At 72.3% G+C, this 23,423-nt stretch carries 21 protein-coding genes; 18 read left to right on the forward strand and 3 right to left on the reverse strand.

Translation table 11 applies throughout. From position 1 onward, the window contains the following. Positions 1-13 precede the first annotated feature (13 nt). The 11 genes from ACSBPG_RS14040 to ACSBPG_RS14090 all read left to right on the forward strand — a co-directional run bounded on the left by ACSBPG_RS14040 (position 14) and on the right by ACSBPG_RS14090 (position 13,072). Entirely contained in the window at positions 14-1,303 is a 1,290-nt protein-coding gene (locus tag ACSBPG_RS14040) for an amidohydrolase family protein (RefSeq protein WP_435537799.1), read from the forward strand. Between the two features lie 55 nt (positions 1,304-1,358). Next, on the forward strand, positions 1,359-2,225 hold the full coding sequence (locus ACSBPG_RS14045; RefSeq protein WP_435537800.1) for a branched-chain amino acid ABC transporter permease: 867 nt from the start codon (positions 1,359-1,361) through the stop codon (positions 2,223-2,225). Further along, entirely contained in the window at positions 2,222-3,283 is a 1,062-nt protein-coding gene (locus ACSBPG_RS14050; protein ID WP_435537801.1) for a branched-chain amino acid ABC transporter permease, read from the forward strand. The genes ACSBPG_RS14045 and ACSBPG_RS14050 overlap by 4 nt, the downstream gene beginning before the upstream one ends. Further along, positions 3,276-4,520 (forward strand): ABC transporter substrate-binding protein, encoded by a 1,245-nt coding sequence (locus tag ACSBPG_RS14055; RefSeq protein ID WP_435537802.1) that lies wholly within the window; start codon positions 3,276-3,278, stop codon positions 4,518-4,520. Before ACSBPG_RS14050 ends, ACSBPG_RS14055 begins: the two co-directional genes overlap by 8 nt. 92 nt (positions 4,521-4,612) lie before the next feature. Then, on the forward strand, positions 4,613-5,407 hold the full coding sequence (locus tag ACSBPG_RS14060; protein WP_435537803.1) for an ABC transporter ATP-binding protein: 795 nt from the start codon (positions 4,613-4,615) through the stop codon (positions 5,405-5,407). Then, the gene (locus ACSBPG_RS14065) at positions 5,400-7,619 is read left to right on the forward strand and encodes an ABC transporter permease (RefSeq protein ID WP_435537804.1); all 2,220 of its coding nucleotides are present in this window, start codon (positions 5,400-5,402) and stop codon (positions 7,617-7,619) included. The genes ACSBPG_RS14060 and ACSBPG_RS14065 overlap by 8 nt, the downstream gene beginning before the upstream one ends. A 144-nt stretch (positions 7,620-7,763) precedes the next feature. After that, positions 7,764-8,597, forward strand: coding sequence for a phosphoenolpyruvate hydrolase family protein (locus tag ACSBPG_RS14070; protein ID WP_435537805.1), 834 nt, complete (start codon positions 7,764-7,766; stop codon positions 8,595-8,597). A gap of 33 nt (positions 8,598-8,630) precedes the next feature. Continuing rightward, positions 8,631-10,310 (forward strand): flotillin family protein, encoded by a 1,680-nt coding sequence (locus tag ACSBPG_RS14075; RefSeq protein WP_435537806.1) that lies wholly within the window; start codon positions 8,631-8,633, stop codon positions 10,308-10,310. Between the two features lie 25 nt (positions 10,311-10,335). Continuing rightward, the gene (locus tag ACSBPG_RS14080; protein ID WP_435537807.1) at positions 10,336-10,776 is read left to right on the forward strand and encodes an SRPBCC family protein; all 441 of its coding nucleotides are present in this window, start codon (positions 10,336-10,338) and stop codon (positions 10,774-10,776) included. A gap of 4 nt (positions 10,777-10,780) precedes the next feature. After that, complete coding sequence (locus tag ACSBPG_RS14085) at positions 10,781-12,235, forward strand: zinc-binding dehydrogenase (RefSeq protein WP_435537808.1); 1,455 nt, start codon at positions 10,781-10,783, stop codon at positions 12,233-12,235. Between the two features lie 234 nt (positions 12,236-12,469). Further along, a complete protein-coding gene (locus ACSBPG_RS14090) occupies positions 12,470-13,072 on the forward strand; it encodes a hypothetical protein (protein ID WP_435537809.1) in 603 nt (200 codons plus the stop codon). A 7-nt stretch (positions 13,073-13,079) separates the two neighbouring features. On the opposite strand, the gene ACSBPG_RS14095 is transcribed toward ACSBPG_RS14090, so the two are convergent. Both ACSBPG_RS14095 and ACSBPG_RS14100 read right to left on the reverse strand, forming a co-directional pair. Continuing rightward, a complete protein-coding gene (locus ACSBPG_RS14095) occupies positions 13,080-13,460 on the reverse strand; it encodes a response regulator transcription factor (RefSeq protein ID WP_435537810.1) in 381 nt (126 codons plus the stop codon). A gap of 69 nt (positions 13,461-13,529) precedes the next feature. Next, a complete protein-coding gene (locus tag ACSBPG_RS14100) occupies positions 13,530-15,095 on the reverse strand; it encodes a helix-turn-helix domain-containing protein (protein WP_435537811.1) in 1,566 nt (521 codons plus the stop codon). Between the two features lie 224 nt (positions 15,096-15,319). Here ACSBPG_RS14100 and ACSBPG_RS14105 point away from each other — a divergent pair, with 224 nt between their 5' ends. The 5 genes from ACSBPG_RS14105 to ACSBPG_RS14125 all read left to right on the forward strand — a co-directional run bounded on the left by ACSBPG_RS14105 (position 15,320) and on the right by ACSBPG_RS14125 (position 20,520). Continuing rightward, positions 15,320-16,693 (forward strand): substrate-binding protein, encoded by a 1,374-nt coding sequence (locus tag ACSBPG_RS14105; RefSeq protein ID WP_435537812.1) that lies wholly within the window; start codon positions 15,320-15,322, stop codon positions 16,691-16,693. 184 nt (positions 16,694-16,877) lie between these two features. Beyond that, positions 16,878-17,852, forward strand: a complete 975-nt coding sequence (locus ACSBPG_RS14110; RefSeq protein WP_435537813.1) for a branched-chain amino acid ABC transporter permease — start codon at positions 16,878-16,880, stop codon at positions 17,850-17,852. Next, positions 17,849-18,967, forward strand: coding sequence for a branched-chain amino acid ABC transporter permease (locus ACSBPG_RS14115; protein ID WP_435537814.1), 1,119 nt, complete (start codon positions 17,849-17,851; stop codon positions 18,965-18,967). The genes ACSBPG_RS14110 and ACSBPG_RS14115 overlap by 4 nt, the downstream gene beginning before the upstream one ends. Before the next feature lie 36 nt (positions 18,968-19,003). After that, the gene (locus tag ACSBPG_RS14120; RefSeq protein WP_435537815.1) at positions 19,004-19,771 is read left to right on the forward strand and encodes an ABC transporter ATP-binding protein; all 768 of its coding nucleotides are present in this window, start codon (positions 19,004-19,006) and stop codon (positions 19,769-19,771) included. Continuing rightward, a complete protein-coding gene (locus tag ACSBPG_RS14125; RefSeq protein ID WP_435537816.1) occupies positions 19,768-20,520 on the forward strand; it encodes an ABC transporter ATP-binding protein in 753 nt (250 codons plus the stop codon). The genes ACSBPG_RS14120 and ACSBPG_RS14125 overlap by 4 nt, the downstream gene beginning before the upstream one ends. A gap of 22 nt (positions 20,521-20,542) precedes the next feature. Here ACSBPG_RS14125 and ACSBPG_RS14130 read toward each other — a convergent pair whose 3' ends face one another. Further along, positions 20,543-21,583, reverse strand: a complete 1,041-nt coding sequence (locus ACSBPG_RS14130) for an amino acid ABC transporter substrate-binding protein (protein ID WP_435537817.1) — start codon at positions 21,581-21,583, stop codon at positions 20,543-20,545. A 260-nt stretch (positions 21,584-21,843) separates the two neighbouring features. Between ACSBPG_RS14130 and ACSBPG_RS14135 the strand changes: the two genes are divergently transcribed. Together ACSBPG_RS14135 and ACSBPG_RS14140 are read left to right on the forward strand one after the other, a co-directional pair. Further along, positions 21,844-22,341, forward strand: a complete 498-nt coding sequence (locus ACSBPG_RS14135; RefSeq protein ID WP_435537818.1) for an RNA polymerase sigma factor — start codon at positions 21,844-21,846, stop codon at positions 22,339-22,341. A gap of 86 nt (positions 22,342-22,427) precedes the next feature. Then, positions 22,428-23,396: a FecR family protein gene (locus tag ACSBPG_RS14140; protein ID WP_435537819.1), complete on the forward strand. Its 969-nt coding sequence runs from the start codon at positions 22,428-22,430 to the stop codon at positions 23,394-23,396. The last annotated feature ends 27 nt before the right edge of the window (positions 23,397-23,423 follow it).

Raw genomic sequence — 23,423 nt, forward strand, 5'->3', positions numbered from 1 at the left:
TGGGAGGACGGTCATGCCGAACGTACTGATCACCAACGTGCGCATCCTCGACGGGTCGGGCGACTATCCCTACCTCGGCGAGGTGCTGGTTCAGGGCAACCGCATCCATCGGGTGGCCCGCGGCACGCGCAGTCTGCCCACCGCCGGGGCGACCGTCATCGACGGCGCCGGGGCGACCCTGATGCCCGGCATGACCGAGGCGCACACCCACTTCTCCTGGAACGACCAGCCGAGCCTGGAGGCCATCCACCGGATGCCGCCGGAGGAGCACACGCTGTTCGCGGCGAAGGTCGCCAAGACCTATCTCGACGCCGGCTTCACCTCGTGCGTCGGCGCGGCGGCGGCCAAGCCGCGGCTCGACGTGGTGATCCGCAACGCCATCAACGCAGGCCTGATCCCGGGGCCGCGCTACCTCGCCAACGGCCAGGAGATCGCCACGCTGGGCGGCCTCGGCGACACCTCGCCGCCGCACATCGAGATCCAGGACCTGTCGTTCGGCTGGGTCGTCTCGGGGCCCGAGGAGATGCGCAAGGCGGTGCGCATGTTCATCAAGTACGGCGTCGACCTCCTGAAGCTGAACCTGTCGGGCGAGGAGATCGCCGGCGTCGGCGCCGAGGAGACGCCGATGGCCGAGGAGGAGGTGGCGGTCGCCGTCGCCGAGGCGAAGCGCCGCGGCAAGCGGGTGTGCGCCCACGCCCGCTCGGCGGAGTCGGTGAAGCTCTGCGTGCGGCACGGCATCGAGATCATCTATCACGCCTCCTACGCCGACGAGGAGGCGCTCGACCTCCTGGAGGCCAACAAGGACAAGCACTTCGTCGCCCCGGCCATCGCCTGGCTGATCATGACCGGCGACAACGCCGGACCCTACGGCGTCGACCCCTCCTCGCCGCTGGCGATCAAGTACAAGCGCGAGGCGGAGATCGCCTGCGAGACCATGCGCAAGATGCGCAGGCGCGGCATCCGCGTGCTGCCCGGCGGCGACTACGGCTTCGCCTGGATCCCCCACGGCACCAACGCCAAGGACCTGGAATACTTCGTCGACCGCATGGGCTTCTCCCCCATGGAGGCGATCGTCGCCACCACCAGGTACGGCGGCCAGATCATGGGCATGGGGGACGAGCTGGGGCAGGTGAAGGAAGGCTACCTCGCCGATCTGGTCCTGGTGGACGGCGACCCCGTCGCCAACATCCGCATCCTCCAGGACCGCTCGCGCTTCCTCTTCATCATGAAGGACGGCCAGTTCCACAAGGCCCCCGACGTCACCCCGCAGCGCGCCCGCTTCGGGCTGGGGGTGGTGGCGTGAGGTGCGGGGGGCCGCGGCGGCGGCCGGCGGAGGGCGCCCGGTGGGGGGGCCTGCCGTGAAGCAGTTCGTCCTCACCACCCTCAACGGGCTGACCCTGGCGGCGCTCTATTTCCTGGTGGCGAGCGGCTTCACGCTGGTCTTCGGGCTGATGCGCAACGTCAATCTGGCCCACGGCGCGCTGTTCCTGCTGGGCGGCTACGTCGGCTGGACGGCGGCGGACGCCAGCGGGTCCTGGCTGCTCGGCGTGGCCGCGGGGTTCGTCGCGACGGCGCTACTGGGGCTGCTCCTGCAGGTGGTGATCTTCCGCCGCATGGAGGGGCAGGACCTCCGCCAGACCCTGGTCACCATCGGCATCTCCATCGTGCTGGCCGACCTGATGCTGTGGACGTGGGGCGGCCAGACCTACCAGTTCGACATCCCGGACTGGCTCTACGGCGCGGTGCAGCTGCCGCTGACGCCGGGCTGGCGTTACCCGCTCTACCGGGTCGCCCTGCTGGGGGCGGCCGCGGCCATCGGCGTCGCCCTGTGGCTGTTCCTCAACCGCACGCGGGTCGGCATGATGATCCGCGCCGGGGTCGACGACCGCGGCATGCTCGCGGCGTCGGGCATCAACGTCCAGCGCGTCTTCGCCACCACCTTCATGGTCGGGGCCGGGCTGGCGGGGCTGGCCGGCGTCATCGGCGGCACCGCCCTGTCGATCGCCCCCGGCGAGGACGTCCGCTACCTCCTGGCCTCGCTCATCGTCGTCATCGTCGGCGGGCTCGGCAGCATCACCGGCGCCGCGCTCGGCGCCCTCATCATCGGGCTGGCCGAGCAGTACGGGCTCGCCTACTCCCCGACCTACGGGGCGGTCTACACCTTCCTGATCCTGGTCGCCGTGCTGGCGCTGCGGCCGCAGGGGCTGCTGGGGCGCCGCGCATGACCATCGCCGTCAACGATCCCGCGGCCCGCGCCGCAGCGCCCGCCCGTCCGGCCCGGCCCGACGGCGCCGCCGTCGCCCACGTGGCGCTCGCCGCACTGCTGCTCGCCTTCCCCCTGGCGGCGGACGATTTCTGGACCGTCCAGGTGGCGGCGCAGACCTTCTTCCTCGGCACCATCGCCCTGTCGCTGATGTGGGTCGGCGGCCATGGCGGCATGGTCAGCCTGGCCCAGCTCACGGTGGCCGGCGTCGCCGGCTACACCTTGGCGATCCTCGGCACCTCCAACGCCGACACGATCTCGCTGGGCTGGCCGTGGTGGGTCGCGGTGCCCCTGGCCCTGCTCGCGGCGGTGCTGTTCGCCACCCTGACCGGCATGCTGGCGGCGCGCACCGAGGGCATCTACACCATCATGATCACCCTGGCGATCGCCGTGGCCTTCGCCCTGTTCTGCCGGCAGAACTACGCCCTGTTCAACGGCTTCAACGGCTTCGCCAGCCTCGCCCCGCCGGCGGTCGCCGGCGTCGGCCTGCGCGAGCCGGTGCCCTTCTACTATCTCTGCCTGGCGGTGGCGGCGCTGGCCTACGGCGGCGTGACCTACCTCGCGCGCTCGACCTTCGGGCTCGCCCTGCAGGGGGTGCGCGACAACCCGCGGCGCATGCTGGCGCTGGGCTTCAACGTCTACGCCCACCGGGTGGCGGCCTACGCGCTGTCGGGCCTGATCGCCGGTGCCGGCGGGCTGCTGTTCGTCTGGTTCAACAGCCGCATCTCGCCCGACAGCATCGACGCCGGGCCGTCGATCAACGTGCTGATCATGGCCGTGCTGGGCGGCATGGTGCACCCCATCGGCCCCTATGTCGGCGCGCTGGCCTTCATTCTCTTGCAGAACTTCGCCATCGACCTCGTCGACCCGGAGCGCTTCAACCTCGTCATCGGGGGTGCGTTCCTGGCGATCGTGCTGGCATCGCCGGACGGCCTCGTCGGCCTCTGGCGCAAGCTGTCCGGACGGCGCGGAGGTCCCGCCGCAGCGGACGCAACACAGGGGAGGACAAGGGATGCATAGGACGCTGAAGGGCGTGCTCGCCGCCGCGACGGTGGCCACGGTGGCGGCGGCGGCGCCGGTCCACGCCCAGGACGCCATCAAGGTGGGCGGCCTCGCCACGCTGGAAGGCGCCTTCGCCGTCATGGGCCAGGATTCCCTGCGCGGCCTGGAGCTGGCGCTGAAGGAGAGCAACTATACGGCCGGCGGCAAGACGCTGGAGCTGATCAAGGGCTCCTCCGACGCCCGCCCCGACACCGCCATCCGCGCCGCCCGCAAGCTGGTGGAGCAGGACGGCGTGCAGATCCTGATCGGGCCGCTGTCGGGCTCCGAGGGCGTGGCGATGCGCGACTACGCCAAGACGCAGCCCACCATCACCTTCATCAACGGCAGCTCGGCCGCCCAGGACACCACCCTGCAGGACCCGGCGCCGAACTTCTTCCGCTTCTCCACCGACGGCGTGCAGTGGCAGGCCGGCCTCGGCGGCCACGCCTACGGCAAGGGCTGGAAGCGCGCCGTCGTCGTCGCCGAGGACTACAGCTTCCCCTACAGCCAGGTGATGGGCTTCATGCTCGATTACTGCAAGGCCGGGGGCAAGGTGGTCGAGAAGTACTGGGTGCCGATCGGCAACAAGGACTATTCGTCGATCATCGCGCAGATGCCCGACGACATCGATGCCATCTACGTGGCGCTGGGCGGTGCCGACGCCATCAACTTCCTGTCGCAGTACGAGCAGTCCGGCGGCGACAAGCCGATGATCGCCGGCTCGATCACCGTCGACCAGACGGTGCTCAGCTCCAAGGGCAAGCGCAGCGATTACCTCGTCGGCACCCCGTCGGCCGGCCCCATCGCCGACAGCTGGGACAATCCGAAATGGAAGGCGTTCGTCGCCGCCTACCAGAAGGAATATCCCGACGGCCTGCCGTCCCCGTCGCTGTTCGCCCACGCCTACTATCTCGCCGGCAAGGCCATGATCGCCGGGCTGGAGAAGGTCGGCGGCGATCTCTCGGACAACCAGAAGAGCTTCCAGGCGGCGCTGGCCAAGCTGGAGCTGGACACCCCGACGGGCAAGGTGACCCTGGACAAGAACCGCCAGGCCGTCGCCGACATCTTCCTGACCGAGGTCGACCGGGCCGCCGACGGCAGCCTCTACAACAAGGTGGTGGAGGTCATCCCGCAGGTGCCCCAGACCATGGGCATGCCGGAGGCCGAGTTCATGAAGCTGGGCCCGCCGAGCCGGACGAACCCGGAGTGCAAGTAGCGGCGATCCCCTCTCCCCCCTGGGGAGAGGGGCAGGGAGCGCCCTTCTCCACGGGAAGGGCGCCGGCGACGACGTCGGAACGTGGAGCATCCATGGAACGGGCGGAACGGCTGCGGGCCGTGGCGAGCGCGCAGGCGCTGGAACTGGTGGGGGTGCAGCGCAGCTTCGGCGCGCTGACGGCGGTCGCCGGTGTCGACCTGACGGTGGCGGCCGGGGAGCGGCGCGCCGTGCTCGGCTCCAACGGGGCGGGCAAGACGACGCTGTTCAACACGATCACCGGCGACTTCCCGCCGACGGCCGGGCGCATCCGCTTCTTCGGCGAGGACATCACCGCGCTGCCGCCCTACGAGCGCATCCGCCGCGGGCTGCGCCGCACCTACCAGAACTCGCTGCTGTTCAAGGGGCTGTCGGTGGAGGACAACCTCTACCTCGCGGTGCGCGGGGTGGGGCGCCGGCGCATGAGCCTGCTGCGGCCCGGCGAGGACCACCCGTCGCGGCTGGCGGCCCGGCGGCTCGCCCACGCCATCCACCTCGACGCCGTCGCCGGCCGGCTGGTCTCGGAGCTGTCGCACGGCCAGCAGCGCCAGCTCGAGATCGGCATGGCGCTGGCCGGGGCGCCGCGCTTCATCCTGTTCGACGAGCCGGCGGCCGGCCTCAGCCCGGCGGAGCGGCGCGAGCTGGTGGAGATCCTCAAGGCGCTGCCCGCCCACATCGGCTTCGTCATCATCGAGCACGACCTGTCGGTGGCGCTGCAGGTCGCCGAAACGGTCACCGTCATGCACATGGGCCGCATCTTCAAGGAAGGGCGGCCGCACGAGATCGAGGATGATCCCGAGGTCCAGCGCATCTATCTCGGCGGCCACCACGGGAGGGCAGGCCATGGCTGACGGCAGCCTCGCCCTGGCCGCCGCGGCGCTGGAGGTGCGGGATCTCCACGTCTATTACGGCCAGTCCCACGCGCTGCAGGGGGTGACGCTGCGCCTGGAGCGCGGCGTGCTGGCGGTGGTCGGCCGCAACGGCATGGGCAAGACCACCCTGTGCAACGCGATCATGGGGCTGGTGCCGGCGGCCGGCGGCTCGGTGCGGGTGGGCGGCGCCGAGGTGCTGGGGCTGGCGCCCAACGCGGTGGTCGGCCGCGGCATCGGCTACGTCCCCCAGGGGCGCCGGGTCTGGCCGTCGCTGACGGTGGACGAACACCTGCGCCTCGCCGCCAAGGGCCGCGGCGGCGCCTGGACCGTCGAGCGCGTCTACGACGCCTTCCCCAGCCTGAAGCTGCGCCGCGGCAACGGCGGCGCCCAGCTTTCGGGGGGCGAGCAGCAGATGCTCGCCATCGGCCGTGCCCTGCTGGCCAACCCGCGCATCCTGGTGATGGACGAACCGACCGAGGGGCTGGCGCCGGTCGTGGTCGAGCAGGTGGCGGGCATGCTGCGCCGCCTGGCCGGCGAGGGCGACATCGCCGTCCTCCTGGTGGAGCAGAATCTGGGCGTGGCCCTCGACGTCGCCGAGCGGGTCGCGGTCATGCTGAACGGGCGGATCGCCCGCGAGCTGCCCTCGGCCGATCTCGCGCGCGACGCCGAATTGCAGCGCCGGCTGGTCGGCGTCGGCGACCACGGGCACGAGGACGAGATCGGCGAGGCGGACCGGCCCGCCGAACCGCCGGAGCCGGAGGAGACCGCCGTCTTCACCGTGCGCCGCGCCGGCGGCGAGGCGGGAGCGCCGGCCGGACTGGAGATGCCGGCCGACCAGCCGGTCTACGCCATCCCGCGCCTGCCGACGCGCTGGGGCACCGCTCCGGCCGCCCGCCCGGCACCGGTGGCCGTGGCGGACGAGGAAGCCGCGGCGGTGGAGGACTGGCCGCCGCGCGCCATGCAGGCGCCGGTGGCGCGCCTGGTCGGCCGCGCCGCCTACGTCGCCGGCACCTTCGACACCAAGGCGCGCGAGCTGAATTTCCTGAAGAACCGCATCCAGGCGCTGGGGCTGAGCGTCGTCACCGTCGACCTTTCCACCGCCGGCCGGCCCAGCGCCGCCGACGTCGGCCCGCCGGAGGTGGCGCGCCACCATCCCAAGGGTGCCGCGGCGGTGTTCGGCAACGACCGCGGCGCCGCCGTCACCGCCATGGCGGCGGCGTTCGAGCGCTTCGTCCTCGCCCGCCGCGACCTCGGCGGGCTGATCTCGGCCGGCGGCTCCGGCGGCACGGCGCTCGCCACGCCGGCGATGCGCCGGCTGCCCGTCGGCGTGCCCAAGGTGATGGTCTCCACGGTCGCCAGCGGCAACGTGAAGGACTATGTCGGGCCCTCGGACATCTGCATGATGTATTCCGTCACCGACGTCCAGGGCATCAACCGCATCTCCGAGCAGGTGCTGTCCAACGCCGCCCACGCGCTGGCCGGCATGATCGCGCACCGCCCGCGCGGCGCGCTGTCGGAAAAGCCGGCGATCGGCCTCACCATGTTCGGCGTCACCACGCCGTGCGTGCAGATGGTGCAGCGCACCCTGGAGGACCGCTGGGACTGTCTGGTCTTCCACGCCACCGGCACCGGCGGGCAGTCGATGGAGAAGCTGGTGGACTCCGGCCTGCTCGCCGGGGTGATCGACGTCACCACCACCGAGATCGCCGACCTGCTGATGGGCGGCGTGTTCAGCGCCGGCGAGGGGCGGCTGGACGCGATCGCCCGCGCCCGCGTGCCCTATGTCGGCTCCTGCGGGGCGCTGGACATGGTCAACTGGGGGCCGCTCGACAGCGTGCCGGCGGCGTTCCGCGGGCGCACGCTGCACGTCCACAACCCGCAGGTGACGTTGATGCGGACCACGGCGGAGGAGAACGCCCGCATCGGCCGCTGGATCGGCGAGAAGCTGAACCGCATGGAGGGTCCCGTCCGCTTCCTGCTCCCGGAGGGCGGGGTGTCGCTGCTCGACGCCCCCGGCCGGCCCTTCCACGACCCGGCCGCCGACACGGCCCTGTTCCGGGCGCTGGAGGAGACGGTCCGCCCGGCGGCGAACCGCCGGCTGGTCCGCCTGCCCTACAACCTGAACGACCCCGCCTTCGCCGAGGCGCTGGTCGCGGCGTTCCTGGAGATCGGCGGGGGAGGGGCGCGATGAGGTGGTCGCACCGCTCCCCCCTCCCGACCTCCCCCCACTTCGCGGGGGGAGGAGAGAAGCCCTCCCCCGTCGACGATGGGGGAGGGTCTGGGTGGGGGACCGACGCGACGGCCTCCCCACACACGAACGATCGGAGCCCCTGACATGCCGCGCATTCCACGCCAGACCATTCTCGACGGCTTCCGCGCCAAGATCGCCCGCGGCGAGCCCATCGTCGGCGGCGGCGCCGGCACCGGGCTCTCGGCCAAGTGCGAGGAGGCGGGCGGCATCGACCTCATCGTCATCTACAACTCCGGGCGCTACCGCATGGCCGGGCGCGGCTCGCTGGCCGGGCTGCTGGCCTACGGCAACGCCAACGACATCGTGGTGGAGATGGCGCGCGAGGTGCTGCCGGTGGTGCGGCGCACGCCGGTGCTGGCCGGGGTCAACGGCACCGACCCGTTCATGATCCGTGACGAGTTCCTGCACCGTCTCGCCGCGCTCGGCTTCTCGGGCATCCAGAACTTCCCGACGGTCGGCCTGATCGACGGCGTGTTCCGGGCCAACCTGGAGGAGACCGGCATGGGCTATGGGCTGGAGGTCGACCTGGTCCGCGCCGCCCGCGCGCACGACCTGCTGACCACGCCCTACGTGTTCTCGGCCGGCGACGCCGAGGCGATGACCGAGGCCGGCGCCGACGTCGTGGTCTGCCACATGGGCCTGACCACCGGCGGCGCCATCGGCGCGGAGACCGCGCTCACCCTGGAGGAGTGCGCGGAGCGGATCGACGCGTGGACCGCGGCGGCGCGGCGCGTGCGCCCCGACGTCATCGTCCTGTGCCACGGCGGGCCCATCGCCATGCCCGAGGACGCCGCCTTCATCCTCGACCGCTGTCCCGGCTGCAACGGCTTCTACGGCGCCTCCTCCATGGAGAGGCTGCCGGTGGAAGGAGCGCTGACCGAGCGGACGCGTGCCTTCAAGGCCATCACGCGGGGCTGAGAAGGCACCCGCGAAGACGAAAGGGAGGACCCCATGGGACAGGCCATCGGCACCGTCATCGTCTGGCTGATCGCCATCGCCGTCGTGGTGGCTGTGGTCGCCTATTTCCTGCATCACTTCTACCGCCGCTCCACCAAGGAGATCAGCTTCGTGCGCACCGGCTTCGGCGGGCAGCGGGTGGTGATGAACGGCGGGGCCATCGTCCTGCCGATCATCCACGACACCACGCCCGTGAACATGTCGACCCTGCGCCTGGAGGTGAAGCGGGCCCGCGAGGCGGCGCTGATCACCCGCGACCGCATGCGGGTCGACGTGGTCGCCGAGTTCTACGTGCGCGTCGGGCCCACCGCCGACGCCGTGTCCATCGCCGCCCAGACGCTCGGCTCCCGCACCTTGCGGGCCGACGGGCTGAAGGAGCTGGTGGAGGGCCGCTTCGTCGATTCCCTGCGCGCCTGTGCCGCCGAGATGTCCATGGAGGAGATGCACGAGAAGCGCGGCGAGTACGTCCGGCGCGTGCGCGCCGCCGTGGCCGAGGGGCTGGCGCTGATCGGGCTGGAACTGGAGAGCGTGTCGCTGACCGCGCTCGACCAGACGCCCATGGAATACTTCAACCCGTCCAACGCCTTCGACGCCGAGGGCCTGACCCGCCTGACCCACGAGATCGAGCAGCGCAAGAAGGTGCGCAACGACATCGAGCAGGACACCGCCATCCAGATCCGCAACAAGAACCTGGAATCGGAGAAGCTGATCCTGGAGATCGAGCGGGAATCCGAGTACGCCCGGCTGGCCCAGGAGCGCGAGCTGGAGATCCGCCGCGCCGCCCAGCGCGCCGAGGTGGCGCGCGAGCGCGCCGACAAGGACCGCGCGGCGGAGGAGGCGCAGCTCGCCGCCCGCGAGGAGGTGGAGCGCGCCCGCATCCACACGGAGCGGCGCCTCGACGAGGAGCGCATCCAGCGCGAGCGCGAGACCCAGCGGCTGGAGGTCGAGCGCCGCAAGGCGCTGGAGCTGGCCGAGCAGGAGCGCCAGACCGCCATCGCCCAGCAGTCCCGGGCGCAGAGCGAGGCCCAGGCCGAGGCCGAGGCGGCCCGGGCGCTCGCCGTGGCGGCGGAGGAGCGGGTGTTCTCCGCCCGCGAGGTGGAGCAGGCCGAGCGCCGCAAGCGCGTCGAGCTGATCGCCGCCGCCCAGGAGGCCGAGCGCGACGCCGTGCGCCGGCGCATCGAGGCGGAGGCCGAACGCAAGGCGGCCGAGGACCGCGCCGCGGCCGCCCGCACCGCCGCCGAGGGCGAGGCCGAGGCCGACAAGATCCGCGCCCTGGCCGCCCGCCTGCGCTACGAGATCGAGGCCGAGGGCGCGCGTCTGATGAACGAGGCGCAGAACGTGCTGACCGCCGACAGCCGCGTCTCGGCGATGCGGCTGAAGCTGATCGACAAGCTCGACGCGATCATCCGCGAGAGCGTGCGGCCCATGGAGAAGATCGAGGGCATCAAGATCCTGCAGGTCGACGGGCTGGGCCACAACGGCCACGCCAACGGCGAGGCCGGCGGCGGCATCGCCGACAGCGTGGTGAATTCGGCCCTGCGCTTCCGCGCCCAGGCGCCGCTGGTCGACCAGCTCCTGCGCGAGATCGGCATCGAGGGCGGCGACCTTGGGCAGCTCGCCTCGTCGGTCGGGCGTCGCGCGCTCGCCGACGCGCCGGACGACTCCAAGCACTGAAACCACTCACATCGGGAGGAGCATCATGGTCAAGGTCTACCGGTCCACCGTCGTCGACGCCCCGGCGGAACGGGTGTGGGACACCGTCCGCGACTTCAACGGCCTGCCGGGATGGACGAGCTTCGCCACCGAGAGCCGCATCGAGAACGGCGATCCCGCCGACCGCATCGGCTGCGTCCGCAACTTCCGCCTGGCCGACGGCGGCGTCATCCGCGAGCAGCTCCTGATGCTGTCCGATTACGACTTCCAGTGCTCCTATTCCATCCTGGAAAGCCCGCTCGGGGTGCGCAACTACATGGCGACCCTGAAGGTGACGCCGGTCACCGACGGGATGCGCAGCTTCGTCGAATGGTCGGCCGAGTTCGACTGCGAGCCCGGCCGCGAGGCCGCGCTGGCCGAGGGGATCGGCGGCGGCGTCTTCCAGTCGGCGTTCGACACGCTGAAGGAACGCATGCGGGGCCGGTAGCGCCATGCCGCGCCTCGTCCGTTCCACCGTCGTCGACGCGCCCGTCGAGGCGGTGTGGAGCGTGCTGCGCGACTTCAACGGTCACGCCGCCTGGCACCCCCTGGTGGAAACCAGCGTCATCGAGGACGGCCGGCGGGGTGACGCCGTCGGCGCCGTGCGCCGCTTCCGCCTGCGGTCCGGCGGCGTCCTGCGCGAGCGGTTGCTGACCCTCGACGATGGCGACCGCAGCCTGTCCTACTGCATCCTGGAGGCGCCGCTTCCGCTTCTGGGATACGTGGCGCGGGTGTGGCTGCGGCCGGTCACCGACGGCGGCGGGACGTTCTGGCAGTGGTCGTGCGCCTTCGACTGTCCGCCGGAACGCGAGGCGGAGCTGACCCGTCTGGTCGCCGAGGAGGTCTACGAAGCCGGGTTCCGCGGCCTGCGTGCCCACCTCGCGGCGCCCACGCGCGTACCGGCGGCGGTTCGGCCGGCCGGGCGCGGCGGGCCGGAGACCGACGCCGTCGTCGTCCGGGCCCATGGCGGTCCGGAGGCGCTGGCGTGGACCCGGGTTCCCGTGCCGCCCCCCGGCCCCGGCGAGGTGACCGTCGGCCACACGGCGATCGGCGTGAACTTCATCGACGTCTATTGCCGCACCGGCTATTTCCCCCTGCTGACGCCGCCCGCGGTGCCGGGCATGGAGGCGGCCGGGGTGGTCGAGGCGGTCGGCCCGGACGTCGTCGGCTTCGCTCCCGGGGATCGCGTCGGCTACGCCGGGATGCCCCCGGGCGCCTACGCCGTGCGGCGCACCCTGCCGGCCGACCGGCTGGTGCCGCTGCCCGACGATCTCCCCGACGAGGTGGCGGCCGGCGTGCTGTTGAAGGGGATGACGGCGGAGTTCCTGCTCCACCGCGTGCACCCGGTCCGTCCCGGCGACACGCTGGTCGTCCATGCCGCCGCCGGCGGTGTCGGGATCCTGCTCTGCCAGTGGGCGAGCGCGCTCGGGGCGACGGTCATCGGGATCGTCGGCAGCGGCGACAAGGCGCGCGTCGCCCGCGCCCACGGGGCGGCGCACGTCGTGCTGGCCGACGAGGACGTGCCGGCCCGGGTGCTGGCGCTGACCGGCGGTCGCGGCGCCGACGTCGTCTACGACGCGGTGGGCCGCGACAGCCTCGCGCGCGACCTCGCCCTGCTGGCGCCCTGCGGCCACATCGTCAGCTACGGCCAGGCGGCCGGTCACCTCGACCTGCTGGACGCCGCCGCGCTCGCCAGCCGGTCGGCGACCCTGTCGCGCCCGAACTACGGCCACTACGTCGGGACGCCGGCGCAGCTCCGGCAGTCCAGCGACCGCCTGTTCGATGCCCTGCGCCGCGGCCTGGTCCGTCCGCTGCTGGGCGCCCGCCTTCCCTTGCGCGACGCGGCGGAGGCGCACCGCCGGCTGGAGGCGCGCGCCACCGTGGGGGCGACCGTACTCATTCCCTAGAGCGGGATCGCTCCCGGTGATTCCACCTGGAGCGATCCCGATTTAAATTCAAATGTTTAGAGCAAGATCGGTGTGCTCCCCCACCGCCGGAATCCGCCCGGGGCGGAACGCCGCACCGCCGGCGCGCACCGCCGGCGCGCCGGCGTCGATCTTCGGCTCGGCCTTCTCCGCGGCGGGCGGATGGGGCACAGTGCGCACCGGCCGGCAGCGCCACTGCAGTTCGGAGCCCCGATGATGACCCGTTCTCCCCGTCTTGCGGTCCTCGCCCTCTGCGCGATGTCCGCCGCCTGTTCGGTGCCGCGCGTGACGCCGGGGTCTCCCTCCCCGGCCTACACCCCGGGGGAGGCCGCCGCCGCGGCGTCCAACCGCGACCTGCACGTGGTCGTCCTCGGCAACCCCTTCGGCATGGACCAGGACCGCTTCGTCCGCCTGGTCACCGAGGCCATGCCGGACAACGCCGCCGGCGTGCCGACCCATTTCACCGCCGTGCCGAACGCGTCGGCCCATCCCGACTACCGGGTGGTGCTGGCCTTCAACCCGGCGCGGACGGTCGCCGGCGCCGCCCTCTGCGGCGACCAGCCGGTGCCGACCGCCCCGCCGGGCGGTCCGGTCGCCGTGCAGGCCGCCTTCTGCCGCGACGTCGGCTTCCTCGGCCTGTTCGGCCGGGAGGGGCCGCTCGGCGCCTTCGGCGTGCTGGGCGGCGGCGCGCTGACGACGGCGAGCGGCTGGCTCGACTCGCCGCACGGAGCGGACGACCCGGCGTTCCGGACCCTGGTGCGCGACCTCACCATCGCCCTGTTCCCGACGGAGCGCGAGCGCGAGGACGTCGACCCGTGACCTCCGGTCAGCCGGTGCCGGCGACGCCGGCGAGGCGGCACACCAGCGCCATCAGGTCGCGGTTGGAGAAGGGCTTGGTGACGTAGGCGTCGGCGCCCAGCGCCAGGGCCTGGCTGCGGTCGCTGTCGCGGCCGCAGGCGGTGAGCACGAGGACGGGGATGTCCCGCGACGCCGGGTCGCCCTTGACCGCCTTCAGCACCTCCAGGCCGCTGCCGCCCGGCAGCATCAGGTCGAGGATCACCACCGCCGGGCGGCGGCCGGCGATCTCCTGCAGCGCGCGCGCCGCGTCCCGCGCCGACGCCACCGCCAGCCCGGCCCTCTCCACCAGGAAGGCGAGCGGCTCCATGATGGTCGGTTCGTCTTCGGCGATCAGCACCAGCGGGCGCACGGCGTGGTCCTCCCGTCTTCGGCACCGGGCGCATCCTAGCACGAAACCGCCCGCGGCACAGTCCAGCCCTCAGGGCGAGCCCAGGGTCGACGGAAACGCGCGCTGCGGGCAGTCCTCGCGCGGGCAGAGATGGCAGTTGATGCCGGTCTCCACCGCCGGTCCCGCGGGCGCGTCGCCGTAGACGGTGCGGCTGGCGTGAATCGTCTCGCAGCCGATCATCAGGCCGTAGGTCTCGCCGGGCAGGCCGTAGCCGACCGGCGGCTTGGCGATGGTGCGGGCGATGAACAGGAACTCCGGTCCCTCGGCGAGGCGGACGCGCTGCACCGCCGTGGCCGCCGGGTTGCGCGGCGGCGTGTAGACCGCCCACAGCGGGCAGGCACCGCCGAACCGCGGCAGGCGCAGCACCGGCAGGCTGAAGCGCTTGGAAATGTTGCCGGCGGGGTCGACCCGCAGGAAGGCGAAGGGCACCCCCTCCTCGCCGGGGCGGCGCAGGGTCACGAGGCGGTGGCAGATCTGCTCCACGCTCGCCGCGAAGTGGCCGGCCAGCCGGTCGACGTCGTAACGCGCCTCCTCGGCGGCGGCGCGGAACGGCCCGTAGGGGAACAGCACCGCCCCGGCGCCGTAGCTGTTGAGGGCGTCGACGGCGCGCCGCCGCGCCGCTTCCGAGCGCAGGCGGGAGTCGTCGGCGTGGGCCGCGACCACGGGGGCCGCCGCCAGGGCGAAGGCGAGCCGCGCCAGCGCGAAGCGCAGGGTCGGCTGGGCGAGCCCGCGGGCGGCGTGGAAGACGCGGGTCTCGGCGTCGTAGCGGCCGCGCCGCGCCGGCGGGCCGGCGATCGGGCCGGGGTCGCCGATGGCGACGCGCACGCCGTGCCGCTCGGCCAGCCAGCGGGCGAGGGCGGCCTCCGCCGTGCCGTCGCCATCGGGCCCGGCGGCGAGCCCGGCGGCGATCGCCTCGGCCTGCTCCTCGAGGTCGGGGAAGTGGTTGTCGTGGTCGATGATGAAGTCGTCGACATCCTCGGCCGGCGTGTTGGCCCGGCCGGTCTCGCCGCGTTCGCTCAGGCGGTGGAACAGGGCCTCGGCGATGTCGCCGAGGCGGCCGCTCTCGCCGGCCATCAGGGCGACGAAGCGGGCGCGGCGCTCCGGCTCGATCTCGGCGTGGTCGTGCAGGATCTCGGCGAAGGCGCGCACCGCGGCGATGCGGGTGCGCAGCTCGTGGCTCGCCTCGATCAGCGCGGAATCGTGGGCCAGACGGTCCGACAGCGCCTCGGCGAGCGTGGCGGCGCGGCGGTAGGAGCGGTGCAGGCGGACCGCCGCACGCCCCCATTCCGGCCGCCGGCCGACCAGGTCGTTGATTCCCGCCTGATCGAGCGCCAGGTCGCGCAGCAGCGGCTCGGTGGTGACTTCGGTCAGGTCCTGGACGAGGCGCGCGGCGTCGGCCCCCGCCACCTCCTCCAGCTCCAGGTCGAGCGCCCCGGCGAGGCGGCGCAGCAGGCTCCCGGCGACCTCGCGCTTGCCGTGCTCGATGAGGTTGAGATAGCTCGCCGAGATGCCGACCCGGCTGGCGAGGGCCGCCTGCGTCACACCCCGCTGGCGGCGATGCTGGCGTATGCGCAGGCCGACCGGCAAGCGCGCCACGGCTGGTCCTCCCGTTGCTCCGTTCTCGGCCGTCCAGGCTTTACAAGTCTTACACGCCGCCGGCCCGCGGTGAACCGGAATTTACAAACTTTTCGCGCTTCGGCAATCGCCGCTGGAGGCCGCCGCGAAGTGGATTTAGCCTCTGATGGTCCGCATCGCGGACAATCAGGCTTTCCCGATCAGGCAAAAGACGTCGGGGAGGAAACCAACCTCGGGAGACAGCCATGAAGTTTATCGACAGCAGGATCAGCCGGCGCGGCGTCCTCCGGGCGGGGGCGGCGACCACGGTTGCCCTGGCGGCCCCGTTGCATTTCGTCCGCGGTGCCTGGGCGGAACAGGCCGTCGGCAACTTCCCCGCCCGCACCAACGGGCCGGAGGTCACCTACGGCTTCATCGTGCCGCAGACCGGTGCCTACGCCGACGAGGGCGCGGACGAGCTGCGCGCCTACCAGCTCGCCGTCAAGCACATCAACGAGGGCGGCGGCATGCTCTCGACGATGAAGCCGCTCAGCCTCAAGGGCAACGGCGTGCTCGGCAAGAAGCTGAAGTACGTCACCGGCGACACCCAGACCAACCCGGACGCCGCCCGCCAGGCGGCCCAGCGCGCCATCGAGCGCGACGGCATCATCATGTTCTCCGGCGGCTCCTCGTCGGCGGTGGCGGTGGCCCAGCAGTATCTCGCCCAGGAGAAGGGCGTGATCTTCATGAACGGCCTCAGCCACTCCAACGACACCACCGGCAAGGACCGCCGGCGCTACGGCTTCCGCCACTTCTTCAACGCCTACATGTCGGGCATCGCGCTGGGGCCGATCCTCGCCGAGCGCTACGGCAAGGACCGCCGGGCCTTCCACCTGACGGCCGACTACACCTGGGGCCACACGCAGTACCAGTCGATCAAGGAGGCGACGGAGAAGCAGGGCTGGACCACCGTCAACAACATCATGACGCCGCTGGGGTCACCCGACTTCTCGCAGTTCCTCACCGCCGCCATCAACTCCGACGCCGACGTGCTGGTGCTCAACCACTACGGCAAGGACATGGTCAACTCGCTGACCCAGGCGGTGCAGTTCGGCCTGCGCTCGATGCAGAAGAACGGCAAGCAGATCGAGGTCGTCGTGCCGCTCTACTCCGAGCTGATGGCCAAGGGCGCCGGCGACAACATCGAGGGCGTGCTGGGCACCGCCAACTTCAACGAGAAGCTGGACGATCCGGGGTCGCAGGCGTTCATCAAGGCCTTCACCGACGCGTACGGCTTCCCGCCATCCCAGGCGGCGCACACCGCCTACGTGCAGACCCTGCTCTATTCCGACGCGGTGGAGCGCGCCGGCACCTTCTTCCCGCCCGAGGTGATCAAGGCGCTGGAGGACTTCGAGGTCGAGGGCATCGGCCCGGGCAAGGCGATCTACCGCGGCGCCGACCACCAGTGCTTCCACGACATCCTGGTGGTGGAGGGCAGGGCCCCGTCGGACCGCAAGGACCAGTACGACCTGCTGAAGATCGTCAAGCAGGTGCCGCGCGAGCAGGTGACCTACGATCCCGACATCGAGGCGTTCGGCGGCAAGGCCGCGGAGCTCGGGCCGTACGTCCCGAAGGCCTGACGGAGCGACGACCCCCTCTCCCGGTGCGGGAGAGGGGTATGGGAGAGGGGGCGGCGCCGGCTGCGCGACGCTCTCCCCTGCGCCGTCGTGCGCCCGCCCCCTCTTTCCCAAGGCCCCCACAGGGGCGACCCCAACGCCCCCCACCGGGGGCAACGCGGCATGGGCTGAACAAGGCGGGACCACCGTGACCATCAACAGCGTCTTCCTGATGGTGCTGACGGGGCTCCAGCTCGGCGCGATCTACGCCCTGATCGCGCTCGGGCTGACCCTGATCTTCGGCACGCTCGGCGTCGTGAACTTCGCCCACGGCGCGCTCTATCTCATCGCGGCCTACTTCGCCGTCTACGTCGCCGGGTCGCTGGGCTTCGGGCTGGCCATCGTGCTGGTGCCGGTCATCCTGTTCGTCGTCGGCATCGCCATGGAGCGCGGGCTGATCCAGTTCTTCTACCGGCGCCCCCACACCGACCAGATCCTGGTGACCTTCGGCCTGGCGATCGTCGTCGAGGAGGCGCTGAAATGGATGTTCGGCGCCAACAACATCCCCTTCGCCCTGCCGGCCTGGGGGGCCGGGCAGGTGCTGTTCTACGGCGCCGGCGCCGTGGTGCCGGCGGCGATCCCCGGCATCCGCATCCCCATGCCCTTCCTGGAGGGCTTCTCCTTCTTCCCGGCGTGGCGGCTGCTGCTGATCCTCGTCACCTGCCTCACCATCGCCGGCCTGTTCGCGCTCCTGCAGTTCACCCGCTTCGGGCTGGTGGTGCGGGCCGGCATGCGCGATCCGGAGATGCTGAAGTTCCTCGGCGTCGACGTGTCGCGGCGGTTCTCCATCGTCTTCGGCCTGGGCGCGCTGATCGCCGGCGTGGCCGGCGTGTTCGGCGGGCCGGTGACGCAGGTCTCGCCGACGGTGGGCATGGCGCTGCTGGTGCCGTCCTTCCTGGTGGTGGTGATCGGCGGCATGGGGTCCATGCTGGGAGCCCTGGCGGCGGCGCTGCTGCTGGGCATGGCGCTCAGCTTCACCACCGGCTTCGCGGCGGTGGTCGGCGACCCGACGGTGAAGGCGGTGCTGACCGGCCTGCAGCAGATCGTCGTCTACCTCATCGCCGTGGTCGTGCTCCTCGTCCGGCCGCGCGGCCTGTTCGGCACCAAGGGAGTCTTCGAATGAGCTCGAGCACCGAGACCGCCAACGACCGCGGCGGCGCGGCCCGGCGGCGCCCGGCGGCGCGCCCCTCCGTCCGGCTCCCGCGGATCGACTGGGTGGTCCTGGCGGTCTTCGCCGTCGTCGTCGTGACGATGCCGACCTGGCTGGTGTGGATCGCCGGCTACGAGGCGCTGGCCACCAAGATCGCGATCTGGGCGCTGTTCGCGCTCGGCTTCGACATCCTGCTGGGCTTCACCGGCTATCTCTCCTTCGGCCATGCCGCCTTCTTCGGGGCGGCCGCCTACTTCGCCGGACTGTCGCTGAAGCACCTGTCGGCGGACATCCTGCCGGCGCTGGCGCTCTCCCTGGGCGGCACCCTGGTCATCGCCCTGATCCTCGGCTTCCTGACCCTGCGGCGCTCGGGCATCTACTTCTCGGTGCTGACCCTGGCGTTCGCCGAGATGATCCACGCGCTGGTGCTGTCCTCCACGCTGCAGGCCTGGACCGGCGGCGACAACGGCCTGACCGGCCTGCAGTCGCCCAGCCTGTTCGGCTCGCCGCTCAGCGAGCACGCCGTGTTCCTGCTGTCGGCGGTGCTGCTGATCCTCGGCTTCGCCGTGGCGATGGTGATCCGCCGCTCCCCCTTCGGGCTGATGCTGCGCTCCATCAAGGAGAACCCGATGCGGCTGGAGTACACCGGCGTCAACGTCTTCGCCTACAAGCTCGCCGGCTTCGTCATCAGCGCCATGTACGCCGGGCTGGCCGGCGCGCTGATGGTGATCTACGAGCCCTACGTGGCGACCAAGTACCTGTACTGGTCGACCTCGGGCGAGGTGGTGATCATGTCGGTGATCGGCGGTGTGGGCACCCTGATCGGGCCGATGGCGGGGGCCGCCTTCATGCTGTACTTCGAGAACGTGGTGCAGGCCTTCATCGGCGAGCAGTGGAAGCTGGTGCTCGGCATCATCTTCGTCGGCATCGTCATCTTCCTGCCCGGCGGCTTCGCCGACCTCGGCCGCCAGCTCTGGCGCGCCACCGGCCACCGCATCCGGGCGCGGCGCCACAACGTCCCCGACATGTCCCCGGCCGCCGACTCCCGCCCGCACCGCCGCCTCGACCGCGGCGACGACGAAGGCTGAGACTGAAGGGGCTGACCCCAACCCATGGAGACGCGAATGGCCGGTCGGCCGATCCTCGAGGTGCGCGGCGTGTCGAAGAGCTTCGGCGGCCTGCGCGCCCTCAACGACGTCAACCTGACGGTGGAGGAGGGCACCATCCACGCCATCATCGGCCCCAACGGGGCCGGCAAGTCGACCCTGCTCAACGTGCTGATCGGCCTGATCCAGGCCGACCACGGCACCATCACCTACGCCGGCGAGGCGCTCAAGGGCCTGTCGCCGCACACCATCATCCAGAAGGGGATCGCCCGGGTCTTCCAGACGCCGCAGATCTTCCCCGGCCTCACCCTGCAGGAGAACGTGGCGATCGCCGCGCTGGCCCGGCGCGACGGCCAGTTCAGCTTCGGCGTGCTGGAATCCCTGCAGCCCGGCCACCCCATCCTCGACGAGGCGGCCGAGCATCTGCACGACGTCGGCCTCGGCGACCACCTGCGCGACGAGGCCCAGCACCTGTCGCGCGGCGACAAGCGGCGGCTGGAGCTGGCGCTGTGCCTGGCCGCCAAGCCGCGGCTGCTGCTGCTCGACGAGCCGACGGCCGGCATGTCGCGCCACGACACCAACACGACCATCGACCTGCTGCGCCACCTCTCGCGCAAGGGGATGACGAAGATCGTCATCGAGCACGACATGCACGTGGTGTTCTCCCTGTCGGAGCGCATCACCGTGCTGGCCCAGGGGACGGTGATCGCCGAGGGCACGCCCGAACAGGTGCGGGCCAACCCGCGCGTCCAGGAAGCCTATCTCGGGGGAGCGCACCACCAATGACCGCGATTGCCATCGACGAGGCGCGGACACCGGCGGCGGCCGGCGCCGCCTACTTCGCCTGCCGCGACGTCCACGCCTATTACGGCGAGAGCTACATCGTCCAGGGCGTCGACTTCACCATCCGCGAGCGCGAGATCGTGGCGTTGCTGGGCCGCAACGGCGCCGGCAAGACCTCCACCCTGCGCACCATCGCCCGCGCCGACCACCCGGCCCTGCGCCAGGGCGAGATCTGGCTGGCCGGCCAGCCGCTCCACCAGATGCGGGCCCACCAGGCGGCGCGCGCCGGCGTCCAGCTCGTCCCCGAGGACCGCCGCATCATCCCCGGCATCACGGTCGAGGAGAACCTGATCCTCGCCCAGGTCGCGGCACCGCTGGGCTGGCCGATCGAGCAGATCTACGAGCACTTCCCGCGGCTGGCCGAACGGCGGCGCCAGGAGGCGACGACCCTGTCGGGCGGCGAGCAGCAGATGCTGGCGGTGGCCCGGGCGCTCGCCCGCGACCTCAAGCTCCTGCTGCTGGACGAGCCCTACGAGGGGCTGGCGCCGCAGATCGTCCGCGAGATCGAATCGATCCTGCAGGAGGTCAAGCGCCTGGGCATCACCACCGTCATCGTCGAGCAGAACGCCATCGCCGCCCTGGAGCTCGCCGACAGCGCGGTGATCCTCGACATGGGCACGGTCGCCTACACCGGGACCGCCAGGGAGGTGCTGGAGAACGCCGAGCTGCGGCGCGACTATCTGGCGATCTGATCGCCGGCGGGCCGGCGGCCGCTCACCGCAGCGGCGGCGCGTAGTGCAGGCCGCCGTCCAGCCACAGGGCGTTGCGGCCGCGCTCCAGGCCGAGCGGCGTGCCGGTGCCCAGGTTGCGCGCGAAGATCTCGCCGTAGTTGCCCACCGAGGCGATCACCCGCCGCGCCCATTGCGCGTCGAGGCCGAGGGCGTCGCCGAAGGCGGCGTCGCCGCCGGCGAGCCGGCGGATCTCCCCGTCGTCGCTGTCCGCCAGGGTCGCGACGTTGCCGGACGCGACTCCTTTGGCCTCGGCGACCATGGTCGCCAGGACGGTCCAGCGGACGATGGCGAACCAGCGCGGGTCGCCCTGCGCCACCACCGGCCCCAGCGGTTCGCGGGAGATGGTCTCGGCCAGGACCACCCATTGGCCGGGGCGCACGGTCATGGTGGCGGCGCGCGCCGCCAGCTCGCTGCGGTCGCCGGTGACGAGATCGCAGCGCCGCTGCGCGAAGGCGGCGAACTTCTCCTCCGAACTGCCGGCGCGCAGCGGCACCAGGGCCAGCTCGCCGCGCCGGATGGCACCCTCGAGGTTGGCTTCCGAGGTGGTGCCGGCCTGCACGCACACGGTGCGGCCGGCGGCGTCGGCGGCGCGGGCGACGCCGAGGTCGCGCCACGCCATGAAGCCCTGGCCGTCGTAGAAATAGACCGACGGGAAGGCGGTGCCCAGCGCGGTGTCGCGGGAGAAGGTCCAGGTGGTCATGCCGAAGGCGACGTCGATCTCGCCGGCCACCAGGGCCTTGAACTTGTTGGCGGTGTTGATGCGGTGGACGGAGATGGCGTCGGCCGAGCCCAGCGTGGCGGCGGCCACGGCGCGGCAGAAGTCCACGTCGAAGCCGCGCGCCCGGCCCTCGGCGTCGATGCCGCTGAAGCCCGGCGTCAGGTCGACGCCGCAGCGCAGCTCGCCCCGCTCGCGCACCCGCGCCAGGGTGTCGTCGGCGCGCGCCGCCGCGGGCGCGGCGACGGCCGCCGCCACCCCGACCGAACACCACAGCGCTCGGCGCAGCCACCGTCCCGGTTCACCCATGGTCCTGCCTCCGCCACTCGGAGCGTGCACCCGTCCAAGGAACCACGCGTCCCGCGGGCGGGCAAGCACAAACGCGACGGTGGGTGAGGGGCCTGCACCGTGACCGCGCCCGGCTTTCCCGGCGCTTTGCCGGACGGGCGGGGAGCCGAGCCCGGTCATCCCGGCCGGGCCGGTCATTCTTGAAAATGATTGTCACTTGCGATAGACGGGATGGCGTCGGCCCCGGCCGATGCCGAAGCCCCGTCCTTCCGTTTCGCCGCATGACCACCAAGCTCATCGCCCTGGCCCAGCTCTTTGCCGTCGAGCGGTCGCGGGTGGTGCGTCTGGTCGGGCGGATGGTCGGCTGCCGGGCGACCGCGGAGGACCTCGCCCAGGACGCGTTCCTGCGCCTGTGGAACCGGGCCGATCCGGTGGTCGACGCGGGCTACCTGTTCCGCACCGCGCAGAACCTGGCGATCGATCATTTGCGCGCCCAGCGGGCGCGGGCCGACCATGGGGCGGTGCCGGAGGAGGTGCCCGACGACGGCGCCCCGGCCGACCACGCCGTCGCCGCGCGCGAGGAACTGGAGGCGTTGCGGGACGCCCTGTCGACCCTGCCGGAGCGCACGCAGCGCGTCTTCCTCCTCAACCGCCTGGACGGCCTGACCTACGCCGAGATCGCCACGGCGCTCGGGGTGTCGGTCAGCACGGTGGAGAAGGACATGATCCGCGCCCTCGACCGCTGCCGCCGTCGGCTGCCCAACCGGCGGGCGCGTTGAGGGATGAGGACGCGCGCTCTCCCCATCGTACTGTATCGAGAGAGGGCGGTTGCCGCGGTGGCCCGCCGAAGCCATCGGTTGCGACCATGACGACGGACGGAGACGGGACGGACCGGACGGCGCGGGACGCGCTCGCCTGGTACGTCCGCCTGAAGGACCCGATGGCGACCCCGGCCGACCGCGCCGCCTTCGGCGTCTGGCTCGCCGCGGCGCCCGAGCACCGCCGGGCCTTCGCCGAGGCCGAGGCGCTGTGGGCGCGTGTCGCGGCGCCGGCCGCACGCCTCGGCGCCGGCGGCTGGTACCGCCGGCCGGCGCCGCCACCGGCGCGCCGCCGGGTCTTGCCGGCGCTGGCGGCGGCGGCCGCGGTCCTGCTGCTGGCGGTCGGGGCGCTGTGGCGCGACCCCGGTCTCGTCGACCGGGCGCTGGCCGACTACGCCACGGCGCCCGGCGAACGCCGCGAGTCGGTGCTGGTCGACGGGTCGCGCCTGGTCCTCGACGCCGACAGCGCGGTGTCCGTCTCCCTGGACGACGCCCAGCGCACCGTGGTGCTGCGGCGCGGCCGCGTCTGGGTCGACGTCGTCCACGATTCCCGGCGCGGCTTCCGCGTGGTGGCCGGCGACGTCGCGGCACGGGTGCTCGGCACCGCCTTCGACGTCGAGCGGCAGGGCGGCGGCGTCACCGTGACGGTCGAACGGGGAACCGTCGCCGTGGCGGCGGACGGCCGGCCGGAGGGCGGCGTCGTGCTGTCGGCGGGGCAGCGCACCCGCGTGGTGGCCGGCCAGGCGTCGGCGCCGCAGCCGGTGGCGGCGGACACGGCGTCGGCCTGGCGGCGCGGCCTGGTCGTCTTCGACCGGGCGCCGCTCGGCGAGGTGGCGGCCGCCCTCGACCGCCTGAGCGGCGGCCGGGTGCTGGTGGCCGGCGGCGACCTCCAGGGAATGGCGCTGTCCGGCGTGTTCCGGGCCGACGACCCCGACGCCGTGCTGGACGCCCTGCGCAGCGCGCTCGGGGTGCGCACCACCACGGTGCCGGGCATCGCCACGGTGATTCACCGCTGACGGCAAAAAATGATGAGGAGAGATCCC

It is taken from the genome of Azospirillum sp. ST 5-10, from assembly GCF_051225715.1.
Lineage (GTDB): Bacteria > Pseudomonadota > Alphaproteobacteria > Azospirillales > Azospirillaceae > Azospirillum.